Annotated in this window: 18 protein-coding genes; all 18 read right to left on the bottom strand. The window is 41.0% G+C overall.

Annotated features, from left to right (window positions below; all coding sequences use genetic code 11):
• Positions 1-26: 26 nt before the first annotated feature.
• Positions 27-1,271, bottom strand: coding sequence for an HlyD family secretion protein (locus GDK41_RS16540; RefSeq protein ID WP_152087432.1), 1,245 nt, complete (start codon positions 1,269-1,271; stop codon positions 27-29).
• 227 nt (positions 1,272-1,498) lie between these two features.
• Complete coding sequence (gene glmU / locus GDK41_RS16545; protein ID WP_152087433.1) at positions 1,499-2,863, bottom strand: bifunctional UDP-N-acetylglucosamine diphosphorylase/glucosamine-1-phosphate N-acetyltransferase GlmU; 1,365 nt, start codon at positions 2,861-2,863, stop codon at positions 1,499-1,501.
• Positions 2,864-3,396: 533 nt separating this feature from the next.
• Positions 3,397-4,083 carry a helix-turn-helix transcriptional regulator gene (locus GDK41_RS20460; RefSeq protein ID WP_152087434.1) on the bottom strand — a complete coding sequence of 229 codons (687 nt, stop codon included), beginning with the start codon at positions 4,081-4,083 and terminating at the stop codon, positions 3,397-3,399.
• Positions 4,084-5,227: 1,144 nt separating this feature from the next.
• The gene (locus GDK41_RS16555; protein WP_152087435.1) at positions 5,228-5,785 is read right to left on the bottom strand and encodes a hypothetical protein; all 558 of its coding nucleotides are present in this window, start codon (positions 5,783-5,785) and stop codon (positions 5,228-5,230) included.
• Positions 5,786-5,830: 45 nt separating this feature from the next.
• A complete protein-coding gene (locus GDK41_RS20265) occupies positions 5,831-5,977 on the bottom strand; it encodes a hypothetical protein (RefSeq protein WP_172971636.1) in 147 nt (48 codons plus the stop codon).
• Between the two features lie 572 nt (positions 5,978-6,549).
• Complete coding sequence (locus GDK41_RS16560) at positions 6,550-8,673, bottom strand: winged helix-turn-helix domain-containing protein (RefSeq protein WP_152087436.1); 2,124 nt, start codon at positions 8,671-8,673, stop codon at positions 6,550-6,552.
• Between the two features lie 384 nt (positions 8,674-9,057).
• Positions 9,058-9,474: a F0F1 ATP synthase subunit epsilon gene (locus GDK41_RS16565; RefSeq protein WP_152087437.1), complete on the bottom strand. Its 417-nt coding sequence runs from the start codon at positions 9,472-9,474 to the stop codon at positions 9,058-9,060.
• 13 nt (positions 9,475-9,487) lie between these two features.
• Positions 9,488-10,873: a F0F1 ATP synthase subunit beta gene (gene atpD, locus GDK41_RS16570; protein WP_152087438.1), complete on the bottom strand. Its 1,386-nt coding sequence runs from the start codon at positions 10,871-10,873 to the stop codon at positions 9,488-9,490.
• A 32-nt stretch (positions 10,874-10,905) separates the two neighbouring features.
• Positions 10,906-11,766 carry a F0F1 ATP synthase subunit gamma gene (gene atpG / locus GDK41_RS16575; RefSeq protein WP_152087439.1) on the bottom strand — a complete coding sequence of 287 codons (861 nt, stop codon included), beginning with the start codon at positions 11,764-11,766 and terminating at the stop codon, positions 10,906-10,908.
• A 58-nt stretch (positions 11,767-11,824) separates the two neighbouring features.
• Positions 11,825-13,366, bottom strand: a complete 1,542-nt coding sequence (gene atpA, locus GDK41_RS16580) for a F0F1 ATP synthase subunit alpha (protein WP_152087440.1) — start codon at positions 13,364-13,366, stop codon at positions 11,825-11,827.
• A 14-nt stretch (positions 13,367-13,380) separates the two neighbouring features.
• Positions 13,381-13,914: a F0F1 ATP synthase subunit delta gene (gene atpH, locus GDK41_RS16585; RefSeq protein ID WP_152087441.1), complete on the bottom strand. Its 534-nt coding sequence runs from the start codon at positions 13,912-13,914 to the stop codon at positions 13,381-13,383.
• A gap of 16 nt (positions 13,915-13,930) precedes the next feature.
• Positions 13,931-14,401: a F0F1 ATP synthase subunit B gene (gene atpF, locus GDK41_RS16590; RefSeq protein ID WP_152087442.1), complete on the bottom strand. Its 471-nt coding sequence runs from the start codon at positions 14,399-14,401 to the stop codon at positions 13,931-13,933.
• Between the two features lie 42 nt (positions 14,402-14,443).
• Positions 14,444-14,677, bottom strand: a complete 234-nt coding sequence (gene atpE / locus GDK41_RS16595; RefSeq protein WP_004335261.1) for a F0F1 ATP synthase subunit C — start codon at positions 14,675-14,677, stop codon at positions 14,444-14,446.
• A 60-nt stretch (positions 14,678-14,737) separates the two neighbouring features.
• Positions 14,738-15,595, bottom strand: a complete 858-nt coding sequence (gene atpB, locus GDK41_RS16600) for a F0F1 ATP synthase subunit A (RefSeq protein ID WP_152087443.1) — start codon at positions 15,593-15,595, stop codon at positions 14,738-14,740.
• Between the two features lie 15 nt (positions 15,596-15,610).
• Positions 15,611-15,991, bottom strand: a complete 381-nt coding sequence (locus GDK41_RS16605; RefSeq protein ID WP_152087444.1) for an ATP synthase subunit I — start codon at positions 15,989-15,991, stop codon at positions 15,611-15,613.
• Between the two features lie 139 nt (positions 15,992-16,130).
• The gene (locus GDK41_RS16610; protein WP_152087445.1) at positions 16,131-17,063 is read right to left on the bottom strand and encodes a ParB/RepB/Spo0J family partition protein; all 933 of its coding nucleotides are present in this window, start codon (positions 17,061-17,063) and stop codon (positions 16,131-16,133) included.
• Positions 17,064-17,078: 15 nt separating this feature from the next.
• On the bottom strand, positions 17,079-17,864 hold the full coding sequence (locus tag GDK41_RS16615) for a ParA family protein (protein WP_152087446.1): 786 nt from the start codon (positions 17,862-17,864) through the stop codon (positions 17,079-17,081).
• A gap of 14 nt (positions 17,865-17,878) precedes the next feature.
• Complete coding sequence (gene rsmG / locus GDK41_RS16620; protein WP_152087447.1) at positions 17,879-18,499, bottom strand: 16S rRNA (guanine(527)-N(7))-methyltransferase RsmG; 621 nt, start codon at positions 18,497-18,499, stop codon at positions 17,879-17,881.
• Positions 18,500-18,512: the final 13 nt, after the last annotated feature.

Consider the following 18,512-nt stretch of genomic DNA (forward strand, 5'->3'; position numbering starts at 1 on the left):
AGCCGCCTTTTCCTTTAATTTACAGCTTACAGCTGACCTTTGATGCTAAATACAGGGTCGAATAGCCACCTTAATAACGACCGCTCTTCAATAATAACGTCTGCATCTAACGTCATACCTGGACGTAGTGCTGAGTCTTTGCCATATGCCTGCACAGTTTGTTGCTCTATCGCCACAACCACACGATATGCAGGCGCAGTAATAATGCCAGGGGTATTCGTTTCGTCAGGAAAAATAACACTTTGGCTTACTTCAATAACCTGCCCATCGTACACACCAAATTTTTCATAGGGAAAGGCGTGATAGCGCAAGCGAGTTGGTTGTCCTTCTTTCACAAAACCAAAAGCGCTGGTGGGTACAAAGATGATTGCCTGCATTTGACTGTTTTCGGGTAAGACTGACAATAGGTTTTGACCACTATCGACATTTTTACCGACTTTAGCCATCAAACCACTTACCACACCAGACTTAGGTGCCCTAAGCTCACCTAGACGCTGTTGCTCAATAGAAGAAAGTTGAATTTGTAGCTCCGCTTTTTGAGACTGAAGCTGTGACAAGTGGTCACTCTGCTCTAAGGGTAACTGCTCGAGTTGATTTTCAAGTTGCTCGATTTGACTTTGCAGTGATAAACGCTCTGATTGGATACTCGACGCCTGTTGTTTTAACGATAACAGCGTATCTTTTTGCCTTTGCAACTCTAACTCTGAAATATAGCCTGTGCCCTTTAATGTGCCTATTTGGCTTACCATTTGTTCGTTTAATTCTAGACGCTGTGAAAACGTTTTTGCTTGCCCAAGTAACTCTTGCAACCGTGCTTGTGCCGATGTTTTTTGCTGCGAAAGCTCATTAAGCGCGAGCTTATTCTGTCGCTGCTGCTGCTCTATGCGTTGCTCTAAAGCACTTAACTGAAAATTATACTGATTTAGTAGCGCTTGGTTGAGCTCTACAGCATGCTTACTATGTTTTGCAGACGCAATCCGCAATAACGGTGCCCCTTCCTCAACATATTGCCCTTCCTTCACCAAAATCTCAGCGATCACACCCGTTTGCGGAGCTTTCAGCCGTAAGATACCGGTATTAGGCTCGATAACACCTGATACTCGCTCTTTGCGTGTGTATTTACCGATAGATAAAAATATCAGGCTAATAACAACGACTGTCACTATCATCACTGCTAACGTGCTAAATAAAGGAGGTTGTACTAGAGAAACTGCACCTTCTAGCCTGTGCCGCTTGTTTTCCATTACTTCTTTGCGGAATAAGTTTTCCATAGCTCTACTTCGAGTAACATTATTGTTAAAATTTTTTCATTGAAGTCACAATGTACCACGGAAGGCGACAAAAAGGAATGTGACCCACAATGCCACTTTATAGTGCATAGCAACATGATTAAAAGCTTGGTTTAGCGCACCTTTTCGCAAAATGGGTAATGAGCAAATCGCTCAAAATCATAACCAAAAAGAGCGCTCTGGGCGCTCTTTTACTGCTAATACTAAGTTTACTTAGATTTTTTGGTCGGCCTTTGCCAACCCGTCAAATTTCTTTGTTTAGCGCGTGCTACAGCAAGTTGTTCGTTTTCAACTGTTGCCGTGATCACCGAACCAGCGCCAACCGTTGCAGTGTCACCTATGGTGACAGGGGCAACTAACGCGGTATTAGAGCCAATAAAAGCATTATCGCCAATAATGGTTTTCGACTTATTCACACCATCATAGTTACACGTAATTGTGCCTGCACCGATGTTCACTTTTTCACCTATCTCAGCATCACCAAGGTAGGTAAGATGATTTGCTTTCGAGCCTTTTCCTAGGCGCGTTTTTTTCATTTCAACGAAATTACCAACATGCGAATCTTCTTCCATGATGGCACCTGGTCTTAAGCGTGCGAATGGCCCCAACGTACATTTAGCGCCAACTTGAGCATCTTCTACCAGCGTGTTTGCCTTGATCACAGCACCATCTCCAATCACACAGTTTTTAAGTACGCAATTTGGCCCGATCACAACATCGTCACCTAAAACGACATCACCTTCAAAGATCACGTTAATATCGACTTGCACGTCTTGCCCAGTTTTGATGGTACCACGCACATCGATACGACTAGGATCAACAAGGCTAGCACCATTAAGCATCAATGTTTCGGCTTGCCAAGTTTGATAAGCGCGCTCTAATGCCGCCAACTGCACACGGTTATTTGCCCCTTCAACTTCCATCGCATGTTCTGGCTGTGCCGATGTGATCTCTATTCCTTCGTTGTGCGCCATGGCAACGATATCTGTTAAATAGTACTCACCTTGCGCGTTATCATTTGATAGCGCCCCCAACCATTTCTTAAGTAAGCTGCCATTGACCGCCATGATGCCCGTATTAATTTCATTGATTAACAGTTGCTCTGGCGTCGCATCTTTTTGTTCTACAATACCAACCAGCTTGCCATTTTCTCTTAGCATGCGACCATAACCCATTGGATTATCGAGTGTCACCGTCAACACTGCCAATCCTTTTTTAGGTACACAAGCCAACAAGCGCTCTAATGTTTCACGTTTTGTTAGCGGCACATCACCATATAAAATCAATACCGTATCGTCATCGCCAATGTGTTCTTTAGCAACCGCCACAGCATGGCCGGTACCTAGTTGCTCTTCTTGGAGCACCCAATTTACTTCATTATGAGATAACGCACTGTGCAGCTGCTCTCGGCCGTGACCATAAACCAAGTTAATATTGGTCGAGCCCAACGCAAAAGCATTGTCTATAACATGTTGTACCATCGGCTTGGCAGCAACAGGGTGAAGTACTTTAGGTAATTTTGAGCGCATGCGAGTACCTTTACCCGCAGCTAGAATAACTGTAGTTAATGACATCAATTATGAGTCCCGTATAACGTTGTAAGATTGGCTGATGAGCATTTCTAAAAAAGATATTCTAACCGATTTCATAAACTTTTAGAAAACTTATACACCCTGATTAAAGAGTCTATTTCTCTTTGAATTCTCTTTAAAGTTTTATCAGCAATAAATGCTTCAGTTAAACTATGCGCTAGGGCGCTCATCAACAGACCCTCAGCTGTCAGCACCTCACAATGTATCTAGTAAACCTCAGATTGGATAAGTGTTTTTGGGCTGTGTGATTATATGTTGTTCACACATTTATCATACCAAAAACCCTAACTGAGGTTATTTATATCTCCCGCATAGACAGGGCTTCTTAATTTTTGTTATTCGTTGCAAACCAGACACAGTTAACTTATTCAATACGGTATTTCAATCTACAGGCTAACTAATTGCTCAATACTAGACGGCACTCTTACTGAACTGACAAATTTGTCCTCCTGTAACTGGCTGTATTATTTATTATTAAACTGACATCAAAATTGATAAAAAGTCTTCTCTCATGATTAAATAATATTATTAATTAGGCACTTAACAATCGCCTGCTGCCTGTTCGCACTTTGTGTTTTTTCAATACAATTTGTTAAGTGAAAATTAACTGTTCTCTCTGAAATCCCTAAGATCTGACTAATTTCCCATGAAGTTTTACCTTCAGAAGCCCACAAAAGGCAATCCTTCTCTCTATTTGTAATATTAAATTGACTACGACGACAGCGAATAGCAGCCTTAAGCAAGTAAGGTGAAAGAATCGTCCAATACCAATCTATTAATTCAATGCTTTTAAACTCAATAAAATTATCTGGAATATTGAAAACAAGCGCGCCAACAATACCGGGAACTCCCCTCAATGGCAGTACATATAGCTGCTGGATATCTTCTCGTGTCGCCAATAATTTCTCTAATGAAGTAATTCGAATACCGTTTTTGCAGTAAGTATAAATTTCTTCATTATCAAGGTAACCCTCAACTTCTACACTATATTGACCATATATATACTGTTTGTAATTGGTCGTTGAGAGCGGCGCATAATCAATAAATGCCAAGCACTCATATCCCGAGTTAGAAGCTATATCTCGTAACGTGCGTGTAAGTAACTCATCTTGCTCTACAGCTTCGAACATAGCAATCGAATTGTTTAGAGCATCACGGTTATAAAATGGGTCATACAATTCATTTTTCATGTGCTTTTCCATGTTTAACTCCTATGCTTAGCAGCCTTAACGCTGCTTTAATCTGCTTATCTTCGGAAACAATTCTGAGCCTGTTTTGCACAGACGTCAAAAATAGCAAAACAAAAACAAAAGCTAAAAAATCAATGAATTAGACACAAACATTATTGTAAAAATGATCTGGATATTGATTGATAACAACACATATCGATCTGGCGATATTATCGATTTTTGCAATTAAGGTAAGTATTGGTTAGCAAGTGGCATACCTTGGTATTCTATAACCCTCAGAAAGTTTATACATCGCGGTCATGAAGAGGCTTTAGCTTGTCTTTAATACCTATTAGCTTAACTAAGCTAAACTCGGGATAAGCAACATGTTACAGCACTGCACTTTTTGCGTATTTCTGCGTTAAATTCGCTATCAATCGCTCGCTACTACGTACGCGAACTCGCCTTGAACTGCACAAAAAACAGCTGCACTGTATGATTTGGTCTGGTAATGGACTGATATAACTAACTTTGTCATATCCATTACCCCGAGTTCAGGTTAACTAAGTGAGTCAATTTTAGGTGAGACTCCCTATCGATAACTAGAGAATACTTCGCTACTCACTTTTTCTAATTGGTAAAATAAAAATCAGCTAGGAGATTAAGTATTGTTGTAAGTTGGCATTAGCAGACAATTCAAAGTGCTTTGCCTTGCAACCACAATGGCCAATCAAATAAACATACTACTTTGCTGTCGCTGCCATAAGTAAACATGCGCATCAAAAATACTTTCTAGAGCGATATTGTTCTTCAGCAAACTCTTTGTTTTAACTAGATAAAGATACTTTGTTCTGCAAAAACCATCTTTTTGCTTAGGGTTTATGCCAACATCAAGCTAAGTGTTCTATTGTGGGGTAAGGAAGTGTTGTCGATAGCAATAAAAAATATCTTCGTTATCGCTGCTCTAAGTGAAAAGTGGATAACCTAGCTACCGTAATAGTGATTAATTGCTGATTGATATTGCTTAGTGACATTACTAGCGACCAGCTCAGAGTCTTCAATTGCCGTCTCTGTAACATGAGTTGCTCAACACATGACAGACAAAGTGGCTTATTCAAAATAATGAATATTTGGAGTTCTAGATGAGGAGTAAAAATAAATCTCCTATAAGACTAACTTATAGGAGATTCTTTAAGCAATCATATTTATTTGGATACATTTTTAATCCCTTTTGACGACTCAGCTCATACAACATAGCAAAGTCGGTACCACCGACCACTGATGACAGCAATACTCTATCGGCCTTGACCGCATCCACATTAAAGTGCCAATGACCACCTTTAGAGCATATCCATAGTTTAGAGTTCACAATAGGTTGCTGTGCTTCAGGCTCTTTTTTAAAGGAATACCAGCCTAAAACCAAGCTAGATTTGACCTTAAACAGCATTTCTCCAGCAGAGAAATGGTGATCTTTCATTAATACATCACTAACAAACTCCAAGTACCCTGAAGCTTTTGAAGTTACTGTCTTTTCCTCATTTCCTTGGATATCCATATAAGTTAACAGTGCTTGACCCTTGGCGACCTTATCACCTTGGGCCAAGCCAAATTGATGCACGACTACACCAGGCTCTGTTGAATAGTAAAACTCCCTCGCAGGCTCTTGCAGTACAAGCTCCCCCCTTACTGGGCTAGAGCTTAATGACAAAGCAAGTAATGAATATGCGATATACAACTTAATCTCCCTATGAAACAACAAACAGTAATTTACGTGTCGAGCTTATTTCTCAGGAATATCTTGAGATGTACCAGTTCCCGTTGTTACGCCGCCTGCAATCACTTTAGTTTGCTTGCTGTCTAATACAGGGCTGTTTGATAGTAGTTTAACTTTCTTTGTTTTTAGCTTTAATTTTAAGTTAGATAACATAATGTATTTTCCGTTTTTAAGTTGTTGAGAACGATTAATACATTAAACAAACTCTGCAGATTTATGTAATTATCAATCCTTATGCTATCTCCCATAAGGTTTGTATAACTCACTGTTTTTAATAGTTACTTTTTTTGGATACCGAAATTTACGAAAGCTTATGAAAGATCAAACTAAGTATGTATCAACAATAATGCCTTTTCATAAAATATCTTTGCCAATTGCCATGCGATATTTCTATTGCTTAACGCGCCAATTCATACTTCACAATAGAGTGTTTGAGTGTAGCCATGGTAAGTTGAGCGCTTTAAAAAAGGCTGTGAGGGAAAATGTACATAAAGGTGGAGAGTTTTAAAGTCATAATGTCTGACTTCAATCTATTGAGTGTTACAAGAAAACTGCATTTCTGTGTAGTCATATGCTAAACCATCACTACCAAACACAGCATTCACGATATATTACGGTTATACGCACCGAACGGCCATAACGGTTAGTTGACTAATATCCGAATCATGGCCCAGCTAACCTCATAAAGCCAAAATAAAAACACATAAAGAGAAAGATTAGCGTCTTTATTGAATAGACAAATTGATTAATTGATTTTCTGCAGCCTCCAGCACACTTAGCTGTAACTTTCCTTCACTCTCCAAATAGCGAATATCTTTTATTGCATATTGTAATGAATCAATTTTAAAGATTTCTTCTAACGGATCATCGCCTGTGCGATTAATTCGATAAATATGCTCACCATCTGAATGATAAATACTTCCACCACCGACAGCGATTGAATGCTTATAGCGCGCATTAGGTAGTTTGTACTCGTCGAGCAATTCTCCAGAGAGCGAGTTATAAAGTAGAACTTTATCGTCAGAAGATAATGACATGAGTATGTCATCATCCAATCTGCCAAACCATAAGGAAGATAAAGCAGGAAACGGAGTGACTTCCCTCGACTGCAAAGAGTATTTATAGGTGTTACTTTTTACTTTTTTGTCGCTCAAATCCACATAGCCTATTTCACTGCCATTCAAAAACTCTGCAGACACAATACCGCCAACGCTGCTAATAGAGTCAATTAATGATAGCGTTTCTAGCTTATAAATATCTAATTTGTTGCGGTAGTGCACTAGCAACAAGTTATTTTCAGATTCATATTTGATGGCTCTAATATCGCCACTGGGAATATCCAATACCGTGCTGTTACCATTTTTATCTATCTGAGTAACCACTCGGTTTTCATTCTGTTTAGTCACTACGAGATAATAATCTTTGAACTTAATTGGGCTCAAACTACCATTACTTAACTGAATTTCAATCCCCATTTGCTTTGTACTTAAATCCAGTGAGTGCACATAAGATGTAAAAGGGTAACTCAGTATCAATATTTCATCTTTATTGATGAATTGGAACATTGCATAGCTTTGTGAAGTATTTAACTTGTCTTCTTTGACTAGCTTTCTTTCACTAAGGCTATAGCCGTAGACAACATTTTTTATATTATCAAACCACAGCAATAAATCTGATTCAGCATCATAATTTAGTGCCCAAATGCGGCTGTTCGATTCTAGCAATTTGACTTGATTCCCCCCGTCGGGATCTGTCATGTATAACTCATTCACATCATATTGTCGGCGTTCAAATAAAATTACTTCTTTCTGTGGGATATAGGTCAAGAAGTTATCACCGAAAGAGTTAAGGTTTGGAGAACTTATTTGAAATTCATCTCCAGTTTTTAAGTTTCGACTATTTAGTGCAAACAATTCATCTCTATTTCGATATCCCGATTTAGCATATACAATGCGATCTTTTCCGATACCACTGCCGCGATGTACAAAACCGATCATGTCACACTCAAATAACGCTTTGTTTTCACTAACAAAATCAGCACTAATTTGCCATATTTGGCACTTTTCTGTGGTTTTAGTGCGATAATACAAAACACTTGAATCTGTAGACCAACCCAGAGGGTAGTAATCAACACCTTCAGCCCCCAAGCGTCTTTCATGTCCACTTTCTAACTCTTTTACTACAAGAGAATAATATGAGCTGTCTTTTGGAGCAAAAGAGAAAGCGAGGAGCTTTTTATCCAACGATAAATTGAGTACGGCGTAGCGTCCAGGTACCCAGGACAACACTCTTTCTTCAATATTTTTGCTATTGACCTGCGTACGGCTCTGTATACTTTTACTTGAGAGTAAAAAATAAAAACTAACAACAGACAAAGCGAGAACACAAAATACAGCCCAAGGCCTGAACTGTTTTATATTACTTTTTTTTCGTTCTTGGGATTCGATAACGACTGATTTCGGTTTGGGAGGAGGAATAGAGGTGCTTTCTTTATCTAAATCTTGGTGATATATAATTTCTGGCTCAATAAAAAAGCTATATCCTTTCCTATAGTGTGTTTTCACGACAATGCCTTTTTGCATGTCAGATTTGAGGATTTTACGTAACTCAGACATTGCTCGGTTAATAGCATTGTCATCTACATATTTTTGACACCAAACATCATCAACCAAATCTTGTCGCGTAATTATTTGATCGTTATTAATAATAAAATAGCAAAGGAGTCTAAATAAAAGGGGTTCTAATTCTCTTTGTATACAGCCATCATAAATACACTGCTGCCTAGGGTCTAAAGTCCAGGCCCCAAACTTCACTTCTTTAACTTGCCGTGAAAATCTCACTTCATTCATTATGAGTAATTTAGTGTCCCAATATACTGTTCAGAATTGTACCGACTAATGCCTTAAACTCAATAAAAATATTCATATAACCATTATTGTCTGTGAACTTTATCGTAACAAAAAGCCTTTCACATAGCTCACATTTAATTCAATAAACTTAACATAAAATAAAAATATTTATATACCAAGACAGATTTGCATAATTTATTACTAATAAAACAATATGAGAAATCTGAAAAATTACCCATTCAACGAGACTTTTCCCATGACTTGCAATGAACGCGTTATTGTTTAATTCAATGGTAAAAAGAAGATAGTTTGTACTAACAAGGATTAGAAATAAAAAAGCCCGCACTTTTTAGTGCGGGCTTTTTAAACCAGATAGGTTTGTATTTATTTACGCAATTGGCGAATAACGCGCAACTGGGCAATTGCTTCAGCCAGCTGCACAGCGGCAGCATGGTGGTCAAGCTCAGTCGCAGAGCTTGAGGCCATTTGTGCTTCAGCGTCACGTACAGCCTGTTCAGCAGCTTGCTCGTCTAAGTCTTCACCGCGTGTTGCTACATCCGCAAGGACTGTAACAATGTTTGGTTGTACTTCAAGCGTACCGCCTGCAACATAGATGATCTCTTCGCTACCATCTTGTTTAACTAAACGTACCATACCAGGTTTTAGGCCAGTCAGCAGTGGCGCGTGACCTGGGTGGATGCCCAATTCACCTTCACTACCTGTCACTTGAATAGCTGACACAGAGCCTGAGAATAAATTCTCTTCTGCACTTACTACGTCAAGATGTACTGTCATTGCCATAACACCCTCCTAATTACATGTTTTTGGCTTTTTCAACTGCTTCGTCGATTGAGCCAACCATGTAGAACGCTTGCTCTGGCATATCATCGAAGTCACCATTTAGGATGCCTTTAAAGCCCGAGATAGTGTCCTTCAATGAAACGTACTTACCAGGTGCACCAGTGAATACCTCTGCTACGAAAAACGGCTGAGATAGGAAACGCTGGATCTTACGTGCACGAGATACAACTTGCTTATCTTCATCAGATAGCTCGTCCATACCTAAGATTGCGATGATGTCTTTCAGTTCTTTATAACGCTGAAGAACTGTTTGAACGCCACGTGCCGTATCATAGTGCTCTTGACCAATTACTTGCGGGTCAAGTTGACGAGATGTTGAATCTAGTGGGTCTACCGCAGGGTAGATACCAAGAGATGCGATATCACGTGAAAGTACAACGGTTGCATCTAAGTGCGCGAACGTTGTAGCAGGCGATGGGTCAGTCAAGTCATCCGCAGGTACGTATACCGCTTGGATTGAAGTGATTGAACCAGTCTTAGTTGAAGCGATACGTTCCTGTAGTACACCCATTTCTTCAGCTAGTGTAGGCTGGTAACCTACCGCTGATGGCATACGACCTAGAAGTGCTGATACTTCGGTACCCGCTAGTGTATAACGATAGATGTTATCTACGAAGAAAAGTACGTCACGACCTTCGTCACGGAACTTCTCAGCCATAGTTAGACCTGTCAAAGCAACACGTAAACGGTTGCCCGGTGGCTCGTTCATCTGACCGTATACAAGCGATACTTTATCAAGTACGTTTGAATCGTTCATTTCGTGATAGAAGTCATTACCCTCACGCGTACGCTCACCAACACCAGCGAATACTGAGTAACCGCTGTGCTCGATTGCGATGTTACGGATAAGTTCCATCATGTTTACGGTTTTACCTACACCAGCACCACCGAATAGTCCAACTTTACCACCTTTAGCAAACGGGCATACAAGGTCGATAACCTTAATACCTGTCTCTAGTAGCTCAACTGAACTTGATTGTTCTTCATAAGAAGGCGCTGCACGGTGAATCGACATACGCTCTTCTTCGCCGATTGGACCTGCTTCATCAATAGGCTGACCTAATACGTCCATGATACGACCTAGGGTCTTAGTACCAACTGGAACTTTAATCGGCTCGCCTGTGCCTTCTACTGGTGTACTACGACGTAAACCGTCAGTAGTACCAAGTGCGATAGCACGTACCACACCGCCACCTAGCTGCTGTTGAACTTCTAAAGTCAAACCAGCTAAGTCGCCTTCTGTTACTTTTAGTGCGTCATATACGGCTGGCACGTTGTCTTGTGGAAACTCGATGTCCACAACGGCGCCGATAATTTGGACGACCTTACCTAAACTCATGTCTATTCCTCTCGTTAAACTTTGCCGAAGCGTTACACAGCAGCTGAGCCGCCAACAATCTCACTAATTTCTTGTGTGATTGCCGCCTGACGCGCTTTGTTGTATACAAGTTGCAGCTCATCCATTAGGTCACCGGCATTATCAGTTGCAGCTTTCATTGCAACCATACGGGCAGCCTGTTCAGAGGCAGCATTCTCAACCACACCTTGATAAACCTGTGACTCAATAAAGCGTACCAGTAGCGTTTCTAAAATCGCTTCTGGGTTTGGCTCATATAAATAGTCCCAAGCGTGGCTTGATACTTCTTCTTCAGCTTTTGGCAAAGGTAATAACTGATCGATTACTGGCTCTTGCTTCATGGTATTTACAAAGTTGTTATATACCACGTACAAACGGTCAATTTTGCCTTCTTCGAATGCGTTAAGCATTACTTTTACAGGACCAATTACATCCTGAACAGAAGGGGTATCTCCAAGACCTGCTGTTTTTGCAAGTAACTGACCACCAAAACGTTTAAAGAAACCAGCAGCTTTGCTGCCGATAGTAGCAAACTCAGCGTTTACACCCTTTTCTTTCCACGCTTTGACATCTTGTGCAACTTTTTTGAACTCATTTGAGTTCAAACCACCACACAGACCTCGGTCAGTAGAGATAACAATATAACCAACTCGTTTTACATCGCGTTCTGATAAGAACGGATGTTGGAAGTCAAGATTAGCTTGAGCAACACGACCGATCACTTTGCGTAAGTTCTCAGCGTATGGACGGCTTGACGCCACGCGGTCTTGCGCCTTCTTCATTTTAGAAGCGGCAACCATCTCCATCGCGCTGGTGATCTTTTGAGTATTCTTGATACTCCCGATCTTGCTTTTAATCTCTTTTCCGCTGGCCATGACTCTCTCTCCGAATCAAGGTGAACATTAGCGATAATGTTCACCATCCATAACTAAATTACCAAGTTTGCGTAGATTTAAACTTCTCTAGAAGTTCTTTCAACTGCGCTTCAATCTCAGCGTTGTAGTTACCTGTTTCATTGATTTGAGCCATTAGCTCTGCGTATGTGCTGTTAGCATAACCGATAAGACCTTCTTCGAAATCCATGATTTTAGCGATTTCGATGTCTTTTAGGTAACCCTTCTCAGCAGCAAATAATGATAGAGACATTTCAGCAACAGACATTGGTGCGTACTGTTTCTGCTTCATTAGCTCTGTTACACGCTCACCGTGCTCAAGTTGTGCACGCGTAGCATCGTCAAGATCAGAAGCGAACTGAGAGAACGCCGCTAGTTCACGATATTGAGCTAGCGCTAGACGGATACCACCACCTAGTTTCTTAACGATTTTAGTTTGCGCAGCACCACCTACACGAGATACCGAGATACCAGCGTTAACCGCTGGACGGATACCTGCGTTGAATAAGTCAGTTTCTAAGAAGATCTGACCATCGGTGATTGAGATAACGTTGGTAGGTATGAATGCAGAAACGTCACCACCTTGAGTTTCAATGATTGGCAATGCCGTCAATGAACCTGTTTTACCTTTCACTTCACCGTTTGTGAACTTCTCAACGTAATCAGCGTTTACACGTGATGCACGCTCTAGAAGACGTGAGTGAAGGTAGAATACGTCACCTGGGTATGCTTCACGGCCTGGTGGACGCTTAAGTAGCAATGAAATTTGACGGTAAGCAACAGCTTGCTTAGACAAATCATCATATACGATTAATGCATCTTCACCGCGGTCACGGAAGTATTCACCCATAGTACAACCAGCAAATGGCGCTAGGAACTGAAGCGCTGCTGATTCAGAAGCCGATGCAACAACAACGATAGTGTTTGCAAGTGCACCGTGCTCTTCTAATTTACGTACTACGTTTGCAATTGTTGACGCCTTTTGACCAACCGCTACGTACACACACTTAACGCCTGTGTCTTTTTGGTTGATGATAGCATCGATTGCTAGTGCAGTTTTACCAGTCTGACGGTCACCGATGACAAGCTCACGCTGACCACGACCAACTGGGATCATCGCATCGATAGACTTATAACCAGTCTGTACTGGCTCGTCTACTGATTGACGCTCGATTACGCCTGGTGCGATTTTTTCAACTGGTTCGAAACCGTCGTTATCTAGTGCACCTTTACCATCGATAGGCTGACCTAGTGTGTTTACAACACGACCAAGTAGACCACGACCAACAGGTACTTCTAAGATACGGCCAGTTGATTGTACTTTTACGCCTTCTTTAAGGTCAGCGTAAGGACCCATTACTACAGCACCTACTGAGTCACGCTCAAGGTTTAGTGCGATAGCATAACGGTTGCCAGGAAGCTCGATCATTTCACCTTGCATACAGTCAGCAAGACCGTGAATGCGGATGATACCGTCAGTAACAGATACAATTGTACCTTCGTTACGTGCTTCACTTACAACTTCAAACTGCTCAATACGTTGTTTGATCAGCGCAGAAATTTCTGTGGAATTAAGTTGCATGCTCTTTTTCCCAATTACGATTGTAGCGAAACCGCTAAGCGGTCTAATTTGCCGCGAACTGAACCGTCAATAACGGTGTCCCCAGCTTTAATCACAAGACCACTTACCACGGTCTCGTCAATGCTACAATTCAGCTTAACTTTGCGTGCGAAACGTTTTTCAAGTGCCTCGACCAATTTATCTTGCTGCTCAACAGCAAGTTCAGCTGCAGAAATCACGTCTACATCGATTTCTTTGTCATATTCTGCTTTAAACTCAGCAAAAATATCTGCAACTTTTGGAATAGCGGCTAAACGCTCATTTTCGGCCATCAGCTTGATAAGATTCTGACCCTGTTCGTTGAGTTGCTCAGCACAAACCGTGATTAACACACTTGCTTGCTCTTTCGCATTAGGCATATTTGAAAGCACTGCCGATACTTGCTCATCGCTGGCCACTTGACCAGCGAAGAACAACATATCATTCCATGCTTCAACATTGCCTTTTTCAACGGCAAGTTCAAAAGCCGCTTTAGCGTATGGGCGAGCGATAGTAGTCAATTCAGACATGCTCATACCCTCCTAATTACAGCTCAGCGACAAGTTTTTCAACGATGTCACTGTGTGCGGCTTGATTAATTTCACGCTCTAAAATCTTTTCAGCACCAGTTACAGCCAGAATAGCAACTTGCTTACGCAAGTCTTCTGTTACACGGCTGCGCTCTGATTCAATTTCAGAGTGACCTTGAGCAATAATTTTCTCACGCTCTTGCTGACCACGAGTTGTCTCTTCGTCAACAATTAGCGCTGCACGCTTTTTAGCTTGTTCAATGATATCAGCAGCTTGAGACTTTGCTTCTTTTAACTGCTCAGCAGCTTCAAGGCGCACACGCTCAAGTTCTTTTTCAGCTTTATCAGTGGCAGCTAAACCATCTTCGATTTTTTTTTGGCGAGCTTCAATTGCACCGTTTAGCGGTGGCCAAACGTACTTCATACAAAACAGTACAAAGACTGTAAATGCAATTAATTCACCGATAAGAGTGGCGTTAATATTCACAACCGCTCCTCCTTAAAATAGTAAGCTGTTCAAAAAGTAAAATTAAAGTACGAACAACAATACCATTGCGATACCTACACCGATCATTGCTACCGCATCGATTAGACCAGCTAGGATGAACATCTTAACTTGTAGTGAAGGTGCAAGCTCAGGTTGACGCGCACATGCTTCTAGGAATTTACCACCCATGTTACCGAAGCCAATCGCAGTACCGATAGCACCGAAGCCGATAAGTAGAGCTACAGCGATGTACTTAAGACCTAATACTAGTTCCATTTTTTTCTCCAAAGTTTTTTAAAGTTAAAGTTAAAAAATATATAAAAATTAAATAATTAATTAGTGGCTATCTGAGCTAGCCATACTTAAGTAAACTATCGTTAGCATCATAAATACGAATGCCTGCAATACGATTACTAAAATATGAAATACTGCCCAAATGAAGTGCAACGGTAATTGCATCAAACCAACCGCGCCGATCAAGATGAAAATCAACTCACCAGCATATAAGTTACCAAACAGACGCAGTGCCAATGAGAACGGCTTAGCAACCAGCGCGATTGTTTCTAGTAATAAGTTGAATGGGATCAGAATAATCTGAACCATTTTATTGTTTGAACTAAACGGATGTAGCGTTAGTTCAGCAATGAAACCACCAATCCCTTTGATTTTAATTGCATACCCGATCATCAGTAAGAACACACCAATTGCCAAAGCAGCCGTCATGTTAATATCTGTCGTTGGTACAATTTTCATGTACACATCGTGCGAGTCCATTGCAAATGCAGTTTCACCTACAAAACCAGCGAAAGATGGAAGAAAGTCAACCGGGATTAAATCCATTAGGTTCATTAAGAAAACCCAAACGAAGATTGTTAGCGCAAGTGGAGCAATTAAAGTACTTTTACCATGATAAGTATCGCGCACGTTGTCACCAACGAACTCAACTATCATTTCGATGAAGCACTGAAATTTACCAGGTACACCTGTGGTTGATTTTTTAGCGGCGTTACGGAAGATCCATAAGAAAATAAGACCTAAACCGATTGACCATGCGAGGGTATCTACATGCCATGTCCAGAAACCACTATCCGCACATGCTTTGTTGAAGGCAAGACCGGCATCGGTCGAGCACATCTTAGCATTGGTTAAGTGGTGCTGAATATGGCTTGATAGAGTCACTTCTTCTGCAGCCATGTTTTATCCCAAAAGTTAATGATTAAAAAAAATCGGCGCAAACCACTGTGAAAATAACACCAGTATGTAACAGCAAAAAAATGGCAAAGCCATGACTGAAAAATACTTAAATACCAGTGCAAATAAACACACAGTAAGCAAAAATTTTAATCCATTGCCTCGTTTTATCGAGTCAAATACTTGTTCCGCCTTACTCGCGCCCATGTAACGAAACGCGTATAAAACAAAAACAAAATTAGGGAGTACTGCAACTAGTCCACCTGCTAAGGCTGATAGACCTGCATTGACTCCCCAACCAACAAAAACTATTACTGCAGCGACAATTGTCACTATTCCCTGAAGTACTACGCCTTTTAATGCGGCTCGCCTATATGGGCCAGCTAACGATTTAGTCACTTTGTATTAACCTTTATGACGTTAAATTTTATCAGGGCATGAAAAACTGGCGAAATTATACTTATATTTGGTGATTTTGCAACTTGATGAGACAAAATGTGGCGCTTTTTCACCACCACATTCGTTGATTATTCGCACTTTAGGAAGGTTGCTGCATATCGGATTGAATACGGCCCAGTATACCGTCTAATTCATCTAAATTTGCATATGAAATAACTAATTTCCCTTTGCCTTTTTGGTTATAATTAATTTCAACTTTAGCACCTAAGTTTTCAGCTAATTGTTGTTCTAACAATTTGACATCAGGATCTTTTTCTTTTGCTTGCTTTTTCTCCACAGGCTCTAAAATCGCGCGTACTAATTTTTCCGTTTCTCGTACCGTAAGAGCCTTAGCCACAGCCGTTCTTGCAGCTTCAGATTGCTGCTCATCACGCAATGCTAATAAGCAACGTGCATGGCCCATTTCGATGTCACCGTGCTCCAACAAAATTTTAACATCATCATTGAGATTATTGAGTCTAAGTAAATTAGTGACAGAAGTTCTCGACTTGCCAACAGCATCGGCAACTTGCTGATGGGTTAATTCAAATTCATGTAATAACCTATCAAGTGCGACCGCTTCTTCCATCGCGTTTAGGTCTTCACGCTGAATGTTTTCAATTAAGGCAATAGCAACAGCCGCCTCATCAGGCACATCTTTTAAAATACAAGGTACGACATCAAGTTCGGCTAACTGGGCTGCACGCCAACGGCGCTCACCTGCGATGATCTCAAATTGGTTCTCAGCAATAGGGCGCACGACAATTGGCTGAAGTACCCCTTGTGCTCGAATTGAGCTTGCTAACTCTTCGAGTGCCTGCTCAGACATATCTTTACGCGGTTGATACTTTCCTGGATGCAAAAACTCAATGGGAATGCGCTTAAGCTCACCGTCAAGCGTTAGCTCACTGGCAGGACTAGGTGTTGTTTGTTGTTCTTGTTCAGCAGCTACTGACTCAGCGCTTGGAGCTGGCTTTGAAGAACTCAATAAGGCATCCAAGCCTCGGCCTAAACCGCGTTTTTTTACCGACATGTTGTTATTATCCTCTTAGGCAACCGCTGCGGATTGTTTTTCTTTACGACGTAACATTTCGCCTGCCAAAGCTAAATAGGCTTTTGCGCCACTTGATGCCCGGTCATAATACATTGCAGGAGCACCAAAACTAGGCGCTTCAGCTAAACGCACATTACGCGGGATCACGGTACGATATACTTTGTCTCCAAAGTGTTGTTTAAGCTGTTCAGATACATCATTAGCTAAACGATTACGTGGATCATACATAGTACGTAAAATCCCCTCAATTTGTAGTTCAGGGTTCACTAATTTAGCCAATTGCGTAATAGTATCCATCAATGCTGTTAGTCCCTCAAGCGCATAGTATTCACATTGCATCGGAACGAGAATAGAATCGGCAGCCGCCATGGCATTAACCGTGAGCATATTTAGAGATGGTGGACAGTCGATAAAAATAAATTCGTACTTGTCCTGTATCGCATCCAACGCATTACGCAAACGCACTTCACGGGCAAATAATTCCATTAATTTTACTTCAGCTGCAGTCACATCTCCGTTAGCAGCAATTAAATGGTATTCACCTGACGTTTCCTTGCAGATAACATCATCCATTGCTCGCTCTTCAATGAGTAAGTCATAGATGGTCGCTACATCACCATATTTGTCGACGCCGCTACCCATGGTTGCATTTCCCTGCGGGTCTAGATCTATTAATAAAACCTTACGTTTAGTTGCCGCCATAGACGCTGCTAAATTTACAGCCGTGGTGGTTTTGCCAACGCCACCTTTTTGGTTTGCAATTGCAATGACTTTTGCCACGTTGCCCTCGAATACTAATCTTTAGAAAGAATTATTAAATGTCGCTCTGCATCTAACTGTGGCACGTTAAGATGAATATCTTGCTGCAGTTTTACGCCAGTAGGTAATTGTTCAAGCTCTTGCGCTGGAAACTGCCCTTTAAGTGCCAAAAAATGTCCAGATTGGTCAATCAAATGTGTACACCAATCAACCATATCTTGCAAAGATGCAAAAGCACGGCTGAGTACGCCATCTAATTTAACACTTGGTTGATAATCTTCAACACGAGACTGCACAGGAGTTACATTATCTAATCCAAGCGCATGTTTTACTTGCATTAAAAAACGAACTCGTTTGCCCAAACTGTCAAGCAACACAAATTGTGTATCAGGTAGAGCAATTGCCAACACGATGCCAGGCAATCCAGGACCTGTACCGACATCAATATAGTGTTTACCTGGTAAATGAGGCGCAACCACTAATGAATCCATGATGTGTTTTACCATCATTTCTTTCGGATCACGAACTGAAGTTAAGTTATAAGCTTTGTTCCATTTATCTAATAACTCAACATAATGCACTAATTGTTGTTGTTGATGGTCGCTTAGCGCAAGTTCCGTTTGCGCTAACAAAGAAGTCAGTTGTTGCTGTAACACAGTATTCCTATGC

Origin of the sequence: Pseudoalteromonas sp. A25, from assembly GCF_009176705.1 — a bacterium.
In the GTDB taxonomy this organism is placed as follows: domain Bacteria; phylum Pseudomonadota; class Gammaproteobacteria; order Enterobacterales; family Alteromonadaceae; genus Pseudoalteromonas.

Coding starts and splice junctions, on each gene's coding strand:
- atpH (WP_152087441.1), bottom strand. CDS start 13,914: ATGTCTGAATTGACTACTATCGCTCGCCCATACGCTAAAGCGGCTTTT.
- atpE (WP_004335261.1), bottom strand. CDS start 14,677: ATGGAACTAGTATTAGGTCTTAAGTACATCGCTGTAGCTCTACTTATC.
- atpB (WP_152087443.1), bottom strand. CDS start 15,595: ATGGCTGCAGAAGAAGTGACTCTATCAAGCCATATTCAGCACCACTTA.
- atpA (WP_152087440.1), bottom strand. CDS start 13,366: ATGCAACTTAATTCCACAGAAATTTCTGCGCTGATCAAACAACGTATT.
- glmU (WP_152087433.1), bottom strand. CDS start 2,863: ATGTCATTAACTACAGTTATTCTAGCTGCGGGTAAAGGTACTCGCATG.
- GDK41_RS16610 (WP_152087445.1), bottom strand. CDS start 17,063: ATGTCGGTAAAAAAACGCGGTTTAGGCCGAGGCTTGGATGCCTTATTG.
- GDK41_RS20265 (WP_172971636.1), bottom strand. CDS start 5,977: ATGTTATCTAACTTAAAATTAAAGCTAAAAACAAAGAAAGTTAAACTA.
- GDK41_RS16565 (WP_152087437.1), bottom strand. CDS start 9,474: ATGGCAATGACAGTACATCTTGACGTAGTAAGTGCAGAAGAGAATTTA.
- GDK41_RS16560 (WP_152087436.1), bottom strand. CDS start 8,673: ATGAATGAAGTGAGATTTTCACGGCAAGTTAAAGAAGTGAAGTTTGGG.
- atpG (WP_152087439.1), bottom strand. CDS start 11,766: ATGGCCAGCGGAAAAGAGATTAAAAGCAAGATCGGGAGTATCAAGAAT.
- GDK41_RS20460 (WP_152087434.1), bottom strand. CDS start 4,083: ATGGAAAAGCACATGAAAAATGAATTGTATGACCCATTTTATAACCGT.
- GDK41_RS16540 (WP_152087432.1), bottom strand. CDS start 1,271: ATGGAAAACTTATTCCGCAAAGAAGTAATGGAAAACAAGCGGCACAGG.
- atpD (WP_152087438.1), bottom strand. CDS start 10,873: ATGAGTTTAGGTAAGGTCGTCCAAATTATCGGCGCCGTTGTGGACATC.